The sequence below is a fragment of the Candidatus Methylomirabilota bacterium genome, assembly GCA_036002485.1.
In the GTDB taxonomy this organism is placed as follows: domain Bacteria; phylum Methylomirabilota; class Methylomirabilia; order Rokubacteriales; family CSP1-6; genus AR37.
In genome coordinates this window covers 54159-67092 of sequence record DASYTI010000051.1, presented here as the reverse complement: position 1 = coordinate 67092, position 12934 = coordinate 54159, and the positions used below count along the sequence as shown (strand labels likewise).

The window sequence follows — 12934 nt, the reverse complement described above, 5'->3', positions numbered from 1 at the left end:
GCCGCCGGCTCCACTGCTGACGCCGCTGTTAACGGTAGAAGGCCTCGACGTCGCCTACGGCGACTTCCAGGTGCTCTGGCAGGCCGCCATGCACGTGGGCGACGGCGAGATCGTGGCCGTGCTCGGGCCGAACGGCGCGGGCAAGTCCACGCTGATGAACACCATCTCCGGGCTGATCACGCCGCGCGCCGGTCGCATCACCTTCGGAGGCACCCGCATCGACGGCCTGCCCGCCCACCGCACCGCGGGCGAGGGCCTGGCGCACGTGCTGGAGCGCCGGCGCCTGTTTCCATTTCTCACCGTGCTCGACAACGTGGTGCTGGGCGCCCACAACCCGGCCGCCCGCCCATATCGCGAGGAGACCCTGACGCGCGTCCAGCGCTTGTTTCCCGTCATCGCCGACCGGCAGGGGCAGCTCGCGCACACCCTGTCGGGCGGCGAGCAGCAGATGGTCGCCATCGCGCGCGGGCTCATGGCCCGGCCCCGCCTGCTCATGATCGACGAGCCCTTCCTGGGCCTGGCCCCCCTGGTGGTACAGCAGATCGCCGGGCTCATGCGGCGCATCCGGGACGAGCAGGGCATCACCATCGTCTTCATCGAGCAGAACGTGGAGCTGGCCCTGCGGCTCGCCGACCGTGGTTATGTCCTGGAATCGGGCCGGACCATCCTGAGCGGACCATCGGGGGAGCTGCTCCAGTCCGCGGAGGTCAGGCGCATCTTCCTGGGCGACCTCGCGCTCTGATCTCCGTCGGGATCTCCCGCCGGCGCCGCGCGCGGTCCCTCGAGGTCCGGGTTGCCCACCCGTGGCGCTCTATCGGCGTGCCGAGGTCAGCGACCTGCCGAGCGACGGTTCAAGGTGACGCGCGTGATGATGACGGCGATGGTCGTGATGACACCGAGGGCGCCGCCGGCCGCGAGGAGGGGGGCGATGGCGGCTGGTATGGGCGTGGCGAGGGCGCTCGCCAGCGCCACGGCGAGGGCGGCCGACCCCAGCGTGGCGGCGCCGAAGCCGCTCCAGCGGCCGAGATGCGAGCGGATGACCGCGCCGTCGACGGCGGCCCGGCGAACGCGGCGGGCCAGGTCCGCCGACTCGAGCATGAACAGGAGCGCGAGGCCGAATCCCGCGGCGCCGGCGACGTTCACGGGCCCGGCCGCCCCCCAGAGCGCCGCCGCGTAGTCGGCCAGGAAGACGCAGGCCGCGGCCGTGACCGGCCACCGCCAGAACGCGGCGACTCCCACCGTGGCCAGGAGCAGTCCCACGAGCGCGATCACGGCCACGGCCTGTACCGGCATGATCAGGACCGGCGCGGCCGACAGGACGACGGCGACAGCGGCGCCGAGAAGGCGGATCATCCCGCGGCCACGAGGCGAGGTCGTCGGCGTCGGGCCGCGGCCAGCGCCAGCTCGAGCGGCTCCGGTGGAGACCACTCGAGGACGGCCACACCCTGCCGGTGGAGCTCGGCGAGCCGCGCGCGGCGCTCGAGCGTCCAGAGTCGGCAGGCGAGGTCGATGGTCGGCGACGGCGCGAGCGTCCTGCGTGTGACCTCGACCGGGGAGACGACAAGCACGACGAGGTCGAAGCCGCGGGCCGCCAGGTCGAGAGCGGCCCGGGTGAAGCGCGGGTCGAGCAGCGGCGTGAGCGCGATGACGACGGCCTGGGGAGGCAGCACCCGCGGCGGCACCACGGCGAGATCCTTCGCGACGTAGGTGAAGACGACCTCGGCCCGCGCCAGGGCGTCGGCGAGCCGCTCGTATTGCGCTCGCCCCGACCCAGGCTTGACCCAGTGGATCAGCCCGCCGTAGTTGATGAGGCCGACGCGATCCTTTCGCGCCAGATACGCGGTGGCCAGCGAGGCCCCGGCCCGAACGCTCCAGTCGAGGGTGGTCTCAGGCGCCCGACCCACCTCGGCCAGGGTGTCGAGCATGAGGACGACGTCGGCATTGCGCTCGCGCTGATGCTGGGTGACATAGAGCTTCCCCAGCCGCAGCGAGGCGCGCCAGTTCACCTGTTTGATCCGGTCGCCGGGGGCGAACTGCCGGATCTCGCCGGGCTCGATGCCTTCGCCGAGGGCGGACGAGACGTAGTCGCCGACCGATGCCCGCGCGTGGGCGGGACGGGGAAGACTCCGGAGCGGCGCGATGCGCGGATAGACGCGCACGGGCTTCGGATCGACATGACGCTGCTCCCAGGTGCGCACACCGAAGCGATCCCGCACCCGCACGGCGATCGTGCCCATGTCGTGCACGCCGCGGCCCTCGAAGCGGACCTCGTAGCTCCACCGGCCCGTCTGGCCGGCGCCCAGGGTCATGGCCGCGTGGTGACGCCCCGACACGACGACGCTGCCCGCGGGAAGCGGGCCCAGGAGCTCGAGGAGCGCGATGGGCAGCCGTGCCTGGACCGTGACCGTCACCGTCACGCTCTCGCCTTCCAAGACGCGCGCGCGCGAGACCTCGTGGGCGATCCGATGATCGAGGGCGGGGCCGCGGTGGGCGAGGGGGACGAGGGCGAGGAGCAGCGGGAGGGCGGCCACGAACAGCTCCGGGCGCCCGGAGAGCACGGCAAGGGAGAGCGCGCACCCGGCCACCGCGAGGACGGAGAGGCCGAGTGGCGTCACCCGGCCCGTCATCGGACGTCCGGGCCGGGCGCCGGCACCTGGGTGAGCAGGCCCTGCACCACCTGCGCCGCCGAGACCCGCGCCGCCCACAGCTCGGGCTTGAGCACGAGCCGGTGCGCGAGGGCGGGCACGGCCATGGCCTTCACGTCGTCGGGGAGCACGAAGTCGCGGCGCTGCAGGGCCGCGAGGGCCCGGGCGAGCTTGAGGAGGGCGAGCGTCCCCCGCGGCGAGGCGCCGAGGGCCACGCGATGGTCGGTGCGCGTGGCCTGCACGAGGTCCACGATGTAACGCTCGGTTACCCCCGCCACGTGGACGTCCTCCAGGCTCTCCTGCATGGCGAGCAAGTCCGCGCGCGAGATCACCGGGGCGACGCTCACAGGATCTTCCCGCCGGCGCCGGCGCCGGGCGAGGATCTCCACTTCCTCCTCGGGATCCGGGTAGCCCACGGCCAGGCGCATCAGGAAGCGGTCGAGCTGGGCTTCGGGCAGCGCATACGTGCCTTCCAGCTCGATGGGGTTCTGGGTGGCGATCACGAGGAATGGTGGCTCGAGGGGGAAGCGCTCGCCTTCCACGGTGACCTGCGACTCCTGCATCGCCTCCAGCAGCGCGCTCTGCGTCTTGGGCGTGGCCCGGTTGATCTCGTCGGCGAGGAGCAGGTTGGTGAAGATCGGACCCCGGCGGAACTCGAAGCGCGCCTCGCGCTGGTCGAAGAGGAAGCTACCCGTGATGTCGCTGGGCAATAGATCGGGCGTGAACTGGATGCGCTTGAAGCCGAGATCGAGCGTCTGGGCGACGAGCCGGGCGATGAGCGTCTTGGCCAGGCCGGGGTAATCCTCGATGAGGATGTGGCCGTTGGCGAGGAGACCGGCCAGGACCTGCTGGAGCACGTCCGTCTTGCCGACGATCACCTGGCCGAGGGCGGCGAGGACCTCCTGGCAGCGGTCGGCCACGGCGTCGAGCTTCACGCGCCTCTCTCGATCTCGGTGACGAGGCGCGCGAGGGTGCTCATCGAGGGTCCACGCCGGCGGTAGTCCCGCCCCTCGGCGGGCCGGGGGAGATCCGTGCCGGCGAGCCCGGAGAGCCGCGGCCAGAGGATCCTGTCGAAGTACCGCCGGCTCCGGGTGCCGTGGATCACGTCGTCGCGGAGCGCGAGGAAGCGCGCATCCAGCTCGGGGACGGCGGCGGGCGGGGGCGGCGTGTCGAGAGGAGAGAGGGGCTCGGGCTCCATGGCACCCCGCGCCAGGCGCAGCACGCGGAGGCACCCCGCGGCCACGATCGCCGCGCAGGACAGACGGACGGCCACGGGCTGCCACGGCGGCGAGAGCGCGAGGTAGGCGGGCATGGCCGCGAGGACGACGAGGGCGGCGACGATCGCGCGGCCGGCGAGGCGACGCCGCGACCGCTCAGCGCGCGCCGGCATCGCCGTCGGTCACCCTGATCGCCGTCCTGATCTCGTCCAGGGCCTCCAGGGCCTGGTCCCGCTCGGTCGGCCCGAGAGGGTGCTGGCTGAACCTGGCCAGCTCGAACAGCCCCGTGAGCGTGGGCACCGCGGTGCGCGGGACGGGCAGGCGGCGGAGCGCCTCGCGCATGAACTCCATCGGCGTCGACCACGCTTTGCGCTCGACTCCCGAGTCGGCGGCCGCGCGCTCGAACCTGACGTAGCAGCGGACGATGGCGCGGCGCGCGTCCGGGTCGGAGCGTAGATCCTCCGCGCTGTCGTCCACGGCGGTGCCGAGGGGTGCCGGCATGGTCCCGCCGTCGCCGTCCGCGCGCCACTGGGCCAGGCGGGCGCCGAGGGCGACCCACATGGCCAGGCCGAGGGCCCCGAGACCCGCCCCGAGCGCGAGGATGCCGAAGCTCCAGGTGACGAGCGGGGGAGCGCTCTCGGCGGCCGGGCCGGAGGCCGCGGAGCCGACCGCCGCCCCGGCACCCCCCGCGAGCGCCATGATGCCGTCCAGGGATATCCCGCTTCGCGACAGCGCGTAGGCGAGGGCCACGAAGTAAAGGAAAGCGAGGAACTGTCTGACCGCGCGCAGCCACGCCGGGATGCGGAGCGGCTCGAAGGTCCCCGCGGCCTCGGCGTCCTCCGCGTGCCGTCGGGACCACGCGCGCCGCAGCACATGCGCGACGAAGACGATGGCGGCGAGGGCGAAGAGACTGACGATGGTCGCCGTCACCTCTGTGGGCAGGCGGATGACTCCGGTGGCGTGGTCCAGGCCGACGATCGGACCGGCCATCCGGATGGCGGCCGCGAGGCCGATCACGAAGCACGCCGCGAGGGAGACCCCGGTGAATAGAGGCGCCACGGACGACACCATGACGCCTCCCGGGGGGAAGCGCAAGAGGTCGGGGCGCCCGTGCCGGCGACCCTTGCGGTATCGACGTACCGCTGTTAGCCGGCATATAATCCGGCCCTTCGCCGATTCGCTGTTGGGGCCACTCGTTTTCAGACAGACGAACGTTCCGCGGGAAGTCGTCCGCGAGCTGGCCGGGGAGGCGGAGGAGTTGCTTCGCTGTCCTCGCTGAAGAGGGCGAAGGGCGCGCTCAGGCGCCTCGGCCGCCGGCCACCCGCCGCGGACGCCAATCGTCGTTCCGGTGGGCCTCCACGTCCGCGGGGCGGGCAAACAGCTTCACGAGCACCGCGCCCGCCACGAATCCCCCGACGTGGGCCCAGAAGGCCACGCCGCCGCGCGCCTCGGTCAAGAACCCCGTGAACCCGCCCAGGAGCTGGAGGGCCATCCAATACAGCAGCATGGTCCAGGCGGGCAGGGCGAGCGACGTGATGAAGAACCCGAGGGGCACCAACGTGTACACGCGCACGCGCGGGTACAGGACGAGGTAGGCGCCCATCACCCCGCTGATGGCGCCCGAGGCCCCGACCATCGGGATCGGCGATGCCGGGCTGAGGGCCACCTGCAGCAGGGAGGCCGCGACCCCGGAGAGCAGGTAGAACACGACGAAGCGCCCGTGCCCCATGGAGTCCTCGATGTTGTTCCCGAAAAGCCAGAGGAACCACATGTTGCCCAGCAGGTGCATCCAGGAGCCGTGCAGGAACATCGAGGTGACGACGTGCGAGACCTGCCGGCCGGGGTCGGTCAGGCACACGAGGCCCTCGCCCATGGGAAAGCGCGTGCCCGGCGGCACCATCCCGGTGAGCTCGCCGGGAATCAGCCCGAGATCGCAGACCGACCGCGCCACCGAAAGCATGGAGCCGGCGCCTTGGACCAGGAGCCAGACCACGACGTTCAGGCCGATGATCAGCAGGGTGACGAAGGCCGTCCGCTGCGTCTGGTTCTCGTCATGGTACGGGAACATGTCGGTACCGTTCGCGCGTCCTCAATAATATACGGCTCGGCCGGCCCCACCCGTCGCCACGACCAGCTCACCGGTAACTGCCCACGCCTTGTCCGAGGCCAGGAAGGCCGTGACGTAGGCGATCTCCGCCGCGTCCACCATGCGGCCGATGGCGTTGCCCCGTGGGGAATCGTGGGCGAAATCGCGTTGCTCGACTTCCTCGGGGGCGATGCGCAGCTCGGCGGCCCGGGCCGCCAACAGGCGCGGGGTGCGCTCCGTGCGCGTCGTGCCAGGGTGGATGCAGTTGACCGTGATCCCGAAGCGCCCCAGCTGCACGGCCAGGGTCTTGGTGAAGTGTACGAGGGAGGTGTTGCGGGCCCCGCCGCTGAGGTTCCCGGCGTTGCGGGCATTGGTCCCGCTGATGTTGATGATGCGGCCCCACCCCTGCTCCTTCAGGTGGGGGATGGCGGCGCGGGCGCAGCGCAGCGCCCCCACGTACTTCACATTGAAGTCGTGCAGCAGATCCTCGTCGACCACCGTTTCGATGGGGCCGGTGGCGGTGGCCGAGCCCCCCGGGGGAGATCCGCTGTTCACCAGGATGTGCAACCCGCCCAGCTGGGCGGCCGCCTGGGCCACCATCCCGTCCACCTGCTCCTTGCTGGTGACGTCGGCCACCAGCGGGATGATGCGCCGCCCGGTCTCGGCGGACAGCTCTCGCGCCGTCGCTTCGAGCGGCTCCTTGCTGCGCGCCACGATCGCGACGTCCACGCCTTCGCGGGCCAGCTCCCGGGCAATGGCTTTCCCGATGCCCAGGCTGCCCCCGGTCACGATCGCGTGTTTTCCTTGGAGCCCCAGGTCCATGGCCTGACCTCCCAGACTGTGTGGGTGAAGCCTGCTCGACTCCGACACCCCGCGGTTGACCGTCACCCCGCGGAAGACGGCATGACCGCATGGATGTTACACCGGCCTCGAGGATCTCTCCGCTTTGACCGCGATGTCGCATTGTGAGACCTGACCCCAGCGCCTAACTCGCGAGGTGACCTTCAAGCGGGCAAAGTAGCGGAGCCGGCGAGGCGCTACGGCAGCAGGTCGGCCACGGCCACGGTGACGTCGGGCCGGGAGAGCGGCGAGACGGTGGCGGCCACGCGGAAGATCTGGACGTCGAGGTAGCGCCAGCCGAACTCCGCGGACCGATCGACCGCGGGCTGGCGATAGACCTCGAGGGCCTCGTCCACGAGGTTCACGATCCAGTAGTCCGCCACACCCGCGCGGGCGTAGAGGCTGCCCTTGTGACGCCGGTCGAAGGCCAGGCTCGACTCGGCCACCTCGATGAGCAGGGCCGGCCGCGCCGGGTGCTCGGCGAGATAGTCGCGATGTCCCCCGGGGACGACCGCGATGTCGGGCTCTGGCTCGGACTCGTCGTCCAGCGCCACGGGGCCCTGTACACGCACGATCCAGCCCAGACCGAAGGCGAGGCGCAACGCCTCGGCGGTGAGGCCGATGGCCGTCTGGTGTTGGCTACCCTTCGGCTCGGCGACGATGAGCTGACCGCCCAGCAGCTCGATGGGCTCGTCGCCGAAGAAGAAACCGATTCTGATCAGCTGGTCATACTCGCTCCGGGTCCAGTGTCGGTTTCGGACGGGATACGTCGTCATCGAATCCATGCTAGTCACGCCATCCCCACCGGTCAATGTCCACCAAAGAACACGTCGGAGCCGACGTGGCCGACTAGCCCAACCTCGGTGGGGGCCTTATGTTATCGACGCTCACGCTCCGTCACGACGGGAGGGATCTTGTCCGCCCACGGCGCGGCCGCCTCGAAGGCCGCGGCGGCCCGCAGCACCATGGTCTCCTGTCGCCGCCGCCCCACGATCTGCAGTCCCACGGGCAGCCCGCTCGCGGTGAAGCCGCAGGGAACGGAGATGACGGGAAGTCCGGTCACCGTGATGCCATAGGTGAGAAAGAACCACTGCGTGTAGTTGTCGAGCGGCTTGCCGTTGATCTGCGTCGGGTAGGGCAGCTCGACGGGGAAGGGCGGCACGGCCACCGTGGGCAGGATGAGCAGCTCCCGCGTCTCCATGAAGGTCCGTACGCGCTGCCAGAGCGAGGTGCGCAGCGCCTCGGCCCGCCCGATCTCCTCCGGGGAGAGCTTGAGACCCTGCTCGATGTTCCAGACCAGTCCCTTCTGCATCTGCTCTTTCCACTGCGCGAGCTTGTCGGCGTGGTTGGCCACCATGGACAGCCCGCGCGTGCCCAGCACGATGTCGTTGACCTCGCGGAAATCGCAGCAGGCCGACTCGACCTTGGCGCCCAGCGAGCGGAAGACGCGCGTCGCCGTCTCCGCCACGCGGGCGACCTCGCCGTCCACGGGGATGAGGCCGTTCAGATCAGGCGTCCACGCCACGCGCCAGCCCTTGATCGAGGGCGATCGCACCGCGCGGGTGAAGGCGGCCGTGTCCACGTCATAGGAGAGCGGGGCGCGGTCATCGGGCCCCGCCACCACGGAGAGCATGAGCGCGGTGTCGGCGACGGTCCGCGCCATGGGTCCCGTGACGCCGATCGAGTCCCAGCCGAGGAGCTTCGGATAGTAAGGCACCAACCCCGGGGTCGTCCTGAAGCCGACGACGCCGCAGAAGGCGGCCGGCGTTCGTAGTGACCCGCCCGTATCCGAGCCCTGGGCGATGGGCCCCATGCCGGTGGCCAGGGCCACGGCCGCGCCCCCGCTCGAGCCGCCGCAAGTCAGGGCGGGATTCCACGGGTTTCGCGTGGGGCCGAAGATCGTATTGAACGTGTTGCCGCCCGCGCCGAACTCGGGCGTATTGGTCTTGCCGATGACGATGGCCCCCGCCGACTTGAGCCGCTCGACGATGAGCGAGTCCTCCGTGGGCACGTGGTGCTCGAAGACCTTGGAGCCCCAGGTTGTGCGCACGCCCTTGGTCTGCGTCAGGTCCTTGATGGTCACCGGCACGCCGTGAAGCGCACCAAGGGCGCGGCCCTTCTTCTTGAGGGCGGCCGTGGCGGCCTTGGCCTCCCGGAGGGCGGACTCTCGCGTCAGCGTCACGATGGCGTTGAGCCGCGGGTTGACGGCATCGACGCGCGCGAGCACGGCCTGCATCACCTCGAGGGGCGAGGTCTTGCCGGCCCGGTAAAGGCGCCGAAGCTCCGTGACAGGCGCGAAGCAGAGATCGCGGTCGGGCACGGCCACTCCTCGTCGGTGAGGGCTAGAGAACTTTTCGGGGATCGAGGGCGTCGCGGAGGCCGTCGCCCAGGTAGTTGATGCTGAGCACGGTGAGGAAGATCGCCGTGCCCGGGAAGATCGCCCAGTGCGGGGCGAAGTCGAGATTGTCCTTGGCGTCGAAGAGGATGCGGCCCCAGGTCGGAATGTCCGGCGGGAAGCCCAGGCCCAGGAAGGACAGGGTGGACTCAAACAGAATGGCCGCGGCCACGTCGAGCGAGCCCGCCACGATGACGGGACCGAGGGCGTTGGGCAGGATGTGGCGGATGACCTGGCGGAGCGGCGGGGCCCCCAGGCTCCGGGCCGCCTCCACGAACTCCTTCTCGCGCAGGGAGAGGAACTGAGCGCGGACGAGGCGCGCCACCGGCATCCAGCGCAATCCCCCGATGACGACCACGACCATGACGAAGATCCCCGCCTCGGGACCCAGGACCTTCTTCAAGGCGTCGCGGAAGAGGTAGATGATGAGGAGCAGGAGCGGGAGCTGGGGCAGGGCCAGGAAGAGGTCCGTGACGCGCATGAGCCCATGGTCGACCACGCCACCCGCCTGACCCGACACGGCGCCCACCGCGGTGCCGACGGTGATGGCGATCAGCATGGCCGCCACGCCGACGGCGAGCGAGATCCGTCCGCCATAGAGCATGCGCGCCAGCACGTCCTGTCCCAGGTCGTCCGTGCCCATGGGGTGCGCCCACGAGGGCGTCTTGAGCTTGGCCTTGAAGTCGATCTCGTTGATGGGCACCCGGTAGATCACCGGCCCGAGCAGCACGGCGAGGACCATGATCCCGAGCATGACGGCCCCGAAGCTCGCGAGGCGATGCCGGCGGAACCGCCGCCACGCCTCGGCGGTGAGCGACTCGGCCGGGCGCCTGCCCACGACCTGCGCTCTGGTCAGAACCGCGGGCGACGCCGTCCCGTTCGCCATGGTGGTTAGCGGATCGAGATCCGCGGATCCAGCCAGCCGTAGACCAGGTCCGCGATCAGGTTGAAGAGGACGACGAGCGCCGAAAACACGAAGGTGATGGCCATGATCACCGGCGTGTCGTTGGAGAGGATGGCGCTGATGAGCAGCGAGCCGATGCCGGGCACGCGGAAGATCTGCTCGGTGATGACGGCGCCCGTGAAGATGCCGGGGATCTGGAGGGCCACCAGGGTCACCACCGGGATGAGGGCGTTCCGGACCACGTGCTTGACGATGGTCACACCCTCGGACAGCCCCTTGGAGCGCGCGGTGTTGACGTAGTCGAGGCGGATCACGTCGAGCACGGCCGAGCGCACGTAGCGCGTCATGGCGGCGCCCTGGAAGAGCCCGAGGACGGCGATGGGCATGATGGCCTGGCGCGCCATTTCCCAGGCCCATCGCCAGCCCGTGGCGCTGATGTCCGCGCGATAGATGAAGGGCAGCCAGTTGAGGTAAATGCTGAAGAAGAGGATGAAGAGGAGGCCGGTGAAGAACGTGGGCAGCGAGAAGCCGATGAAGGCGAAGGTCGTGGCGATCTGGTCGAACAAGGAGTAGGGGCGCACGGCGGAAAGGACACCGACGGGCAGCGCCACGAGGAGGGCCAGAAGCTGCGCCGTCCCCAGCACGAAGAGCGTGGTGGGCAGTCGCTGCATGATGAGGGTGGAGACATTGACCCGGCTCACGAAGGAAAAGCCCCAGTCGCCCTTGAGCATGGACTTGACCCAGCGGACGTAGCGCACGGCGACGGGGTCGTCGAGGCCAAACTGGGTGCGGAGGTTGGCGCGCACCTCGGCGGGCACGTTGGGATTGGTCGCGAGCTCCTCGAACGGATCCCCCGGGGCCAGGGCCAGCACGGTGAAGAGGACCAGGCTGATGCCGAGGAGCGCGAGAATCGAGATCAGGATACGCCGCAGCAGGTACTTGGACATCGGTCGTGGCGACGGGGGTGGGGGACCGGGCTCGCGGCCCCGGTCCCCCCATGCCTGTCTAGGCCTCGCGGTACCAGTTGTGAAGGTTCCAGAAGTCGGAGTCCCAGCCGCTCTGCTCGACGCGCATGGTGTTGGCGATGGCGGCCACCCGCGGGCGGAAGACCACGGGGATGACCACGACGTTCTGGATGACCAGCTCGTTCATCCTGATGAAGAGGGCCGCCCGCTTGACCGGGTCGAGCTCCGTCTCCGCGCTGCGGTAGAGCTTGTCGTACTCCTCGTTGCGCCAGCGGGTGATGTTACGGCCCTGCCACTTGTTCTCCTTGGAGGCGACCTCCCACGAGGTGAACTGGTTCATGAACAGCTCGGGATCCGGCTGGGTCATGGTGGTCGTGTACATCTGGATGTCGGTGTAGAAGTGCGTGTAGGTGTCCGGGTTGGCCACGTCCGAGGAGAAGTACACGGAGGCCGTCACGGACTTGAGCTCCAGGTCGATACCGGCCCTGGTCGCCGCCTGCTTCACGATCGCTTGGGTCTTCTGCCGCGGGGCATTGATCGAGGTCTGGTACACGGCCTTGAGCTTCTTGCCGTCCTTGGCCCGGATCCCGTCGGAGCCCTTCTTCCAGCCCGCGGCCTCGAGGATCTGGGCGGCCTTCTCGACGTTGAACTCCCACTTCGTGCTCTTCGAGGCGAAGCGAGCGGGCTGGTTGAGGAAGTTCGCGGTGGAGATGCCGGTGCGGCCGTAGATCTGCTCCTGGACGGCGCTGCGGTCGACGAGGAGGTTCAGCGCCTGTCGCACCGCTGGGTCGGTGAGGTAGGGGTGCTTGGTCTTGATGCTGGAGCGCTCGCCGCCCAACTCCGTCCACGGATCGGTGTTGTTGAGCTGGATGTGCTCAATATTGCCCCCGGCCACGATGTCGGCCCGGCCCTTGCCGCCCTGCTCCATGCGCCGGAGGATGTCGTCCTCGACCTGCATGTTCCACGCGTAGTCGAACTCTCCCGTCTGGATGACGGCCCGGGCCGCCGATACCGCGTCGCCGCCGCCTTTCATCTCGATGGTGTCGAAGAAGGGGCGGTTGGCCATGTGATATCCCGGATTGAGCTCGCCCTTGACCATGTCGCTGGGCTTGAACTCCACGAAGCGATACGGCCCGGTCCCGATCGGCTTGAGGTTTGAGGGCGCCTCCCGGGATTTGCCGCCCTTGTAGGCCTCGAAGAGGTGCTTGGGGAGGATCATGCCGCGAACGCCGACGAAGGCGTCGGCCCAGAACGGGGTCGGCTTCTCGAACGTCACCTTGACCGTGTGGCTGTCGATCTTCTGGGCCTTGACGTCCTTGTAGGTTCCGATCGTCACGGAGGCCGTGGCAGGATCGGCCGCGTACTCCCAGTTGAAGACCACGTCGTCGGCGGTGAAGGGCTTGCCGTCATGCCACTGCACGCCCTTCTTGAGCTTCCACGTCACCGACTTGCCGTCCTTGGCCACGCCCCCGTTCTGCACGCTCGGGATCTCGGCGGCGAGGATCGGCACGAGATTGCCGTCGGGATCCCAGGAGGCCAGGGGCTCGTAGAAGATGCGCGAGCCGTCCTGGTCCTTGGTGCCCACCGCGAAATGCGGATTCAGGAGGGTCGCGCCCTGCCACCACAGCACCTTGAGCGCGCCCCCGCCGCCGCGCTTGGTAGCCTTGTAGGTGAGCTTGCTCTGGGCCTGGGCCACCCCGGCCGAGGCCAGCATCTGGGCGGCCAGGGGGGCCGTGAGGCCCAGCCCGATCATCGTCCGGACGAACCCGCGGCGGCTCAGGCGGCCCGCCTTGACATCGGTGATCAGCTCTCGTAGCTCACGCTCGTCCATGGGAAGCCTCCGTGATGTCCGCGGGGAAGGCCCCGCGGCATGATGTTTCGC

At 69.8% G+C, this 12934-nt stretch carries 13 protein-coding genes; 1 reads left to right on the top strand and 12 read right to left on the bottom strand.

Annotated elements, in window-relative coordinates:
* Window positions 1-13: 13 nt before the first annotated feature.
* Window positions 14-742 carry an ABC transporter ATP-binding protein gene (locus VGT00_05875; protein ID HEV8530923.1) on the top strand — a complete coding sequence of 243 codons (729 nt, stop codon included), beginning with the start codon at window positions 14-16 and terminating at the stop codon, window positions 740-742.
* Window positions 743-828: 86 nt separating this feature from the next.
* On the opposite strand, the gene VGT00_05870 is transcribed toward VGT00_05875, so the two are convergent.
* The 12 genes from VGT00_05870 to VGT00_05815 all read right to left on the bottom strand — a co-directional run bounded on the left by VGT00_05870 (window position 829) and on the right by VGT00_05815 (window position 12883).
* On the bottom strand, window positions 829-1353 hold the full coding sequence (locus VGT00_05870) for a hypothetical protein (GenBank protein HEV8530922.1): 525 nt from the start codon (window positions 1351-1353) through the stop codon (window positions 829-831).
* The gene (locus tag VGT00_05865) at window positions 1350-2615 is read right to left on the bottom strand and encodes a DUF58 domain-containing protein (GenBank protein ID HEV8530921.1); all 1266 of its coding nucleotides are present in this window, start codon (window positions 2613-2615) and stop codon (window positions 1350-1352) included. The genes VGT00_05870 and VGT00_05865 overlap by 4 nt, the downstream gene beginning before the upstream one ends.
* Before the next feature lie 8 nt (window positions 2616-2623).
* Window positions 2624-3580 (bottom strand): MoxR family ATPase, encoded by a 957-nt coding sequence (locus VGT00_05860; GenBank protein ID HEV8530920.1) that lies wholly within the window; start codon window positions 3578-3580, stop codon window positions 2624-2626.
* Window positions 3577-4035: a hypothetical protein gene (locus VGT00_05855; GenBank protein HEV8530919.1), complete on the bottom strand. Its 459-nt coding sequence runs from the start codon at window positions 4033-4035 to the stop codon at window positions 3577-3579. Before VGT00_05855 ends, VGT00_05860 begins: the two co-directional genes overlap by 4 nt.
* Window positions 4019-4933 (bottom strand): DUF4129 domain-containing protein, encoded by a 915-nt coding sequence (locus tag VGT00_05850; GenBank protein ID HEV8530918.1) that lies wholly within the window; start codon window positions 4931-4933, stop codon window positions 4019-4021. The genes VGT00_05855 and VGT00_05850 overlap by 17 nt, the downstream gene beginning before the upstream one ends.
* Window positions 4934-5159: 226 nt before the next feature.
* On the bottom strand, window positions 5160-5930 hold the full coding sequence (locus VGT00_05845) for a rhomboid family intramembrane serine protease (protein ID HEV8530917.1): 771 nt from the start codon (window positions 5928-5930) through the stop codon (window positions 5160-5162).
* A 21-nt stretch (window positions 5931-5951) separates the two neighbouring features.
* Window positions 5952-6770 (bottom strand): SDR family oxidoreductase, encoded by an 819-nt coding sequence (locus VGT00_05840; GenBank protein HEV8530916.1) that lies wholly within the window; start codon window positions 6768-6770, stop codon window positions 5952-5954.
* A 215-nt stretch (window positions 6771-6985) separates the two neighbouring features.
* Complete coding sequence (locus tag VGT00_05835; GenBank protein HEV8530915.1) at window positions 6986-7573, bottom strand: Uma2 family endonuclease; 588 nt, start codon at window positions 7571-7573, stop codon at window positions 6986-6988.
* 92 nt (window positions 7574-7665) lie between these two features.
* Window positions 7666-9108, bottom strand: a complete 1443-nt coding sequence (locus tag VGT00_05830; GenBank protein HEV8530914.1) for an amidase — start codon at window positions 9106-9108, stop codon at window positions 7666-7668.
* Window positions 9109-9130: 22 nt separating this feature from the next.
* Window positions 9131-10069 carry an ABC transporter permease gene (locus VGT00_05825; protein ID HEV8530913.1) on the bottom strand — a complete coding sequence of 313 codons (939 nt, stop codon included), beginning with the start codon at window positions 10067-10069 and terminating at the stop codon, window positions 9131-9133.
* Window positions 10070-10074: 5 nt separating this feature from the next.
* Window positions 10075-11034, bottom strand: coding sequence for an ABC transporter permease (locus VGT00_05820; protein ID HEV8530912.1), 960 nt, complete (start codon window positions 11032-11034; stop codon window positions 10075-10077).
* A gap of 58 nt (window positions 11035-11092) precedes the next feature.
* Window positions 11093-12883, bottom strand: a complete 1791-nt coding sequence (locus VGT00_05815) for a peptide ABC transporter substrate-binding protein (GenBank protein HEV8530911.1) — start codon at window positions 12881-12883, stop codon at window positions 11093-11095.
* Between the last annotated feature and the right edge of the window lie 51 nt (window positions 12884-12934).

Bases quoted from the DNA above. Each gene is read 5' to 3' on its own strand.
- VGT00_05850 (HEV8530918.1), bottom strand. From the start codon at position 4,933: ATGGTGTCGTCCGTGGCGCCTCTATTCACCGGGGTCTCCCTCGCGGCG.
- VGT00_05825 (HEV8530913.1), bottom strand. From the start codon at position 10,069: ATGGCGAACGGGACGGCGTCGCCCGCGGTTCTGACCAGAGCGCAGGTC.
- VGT00_05835 (HEV8530915.1), bottom strand. From the start codon at position 7,573: ATGGATTCGATGACGACGTATCCCGTCCGAAACCGACACTGGACCCGG.
- VGT00_05815 (HEV8530911.1), bottom strand. From the start codon at position 12,883: ATGGACGAGCGTGAGCTACGAGAGCTGATCACCGATGTCAAGGCGGGC.
- VGT00_05870 (HEV8530922.1), bottom strand. From the start codon at position 1,353: ATGATCCGCCTTCTCGGCGCCGCTGTCGCCGTCGTCCTGTCGGCCGCG.
- VGT00_05840 (HEV8530916.1), bottom strand. From the start codon at position 6,770: ATGGACCTGGGGCTCCAAGGAAAACACGCGATCGTGACCGGGGGCAGC.
- VGT00_05845 (HEV8530917.1), bottom strand. From the start codon at position 5,930: ATGTTCCCGTACCATGACGAGAACCAGACGCAGCGGACGGCCTTCGTC.
- VGT00_05820 (HEV8530912.1), bottom strand. From the start codon at position 11,034: ATGTCCAAGTACCTGCTGCGGCGTATCCTGATCTCGATTCTCGCGCTC.
- VGT00_05855 (HEV8530919.1), bottom strand. From the start codon at position 4,035: ATGCCGGCGCGCGCTGAGCGGTCGCGGCGTCGCCTCGCCGGCCGCGCG.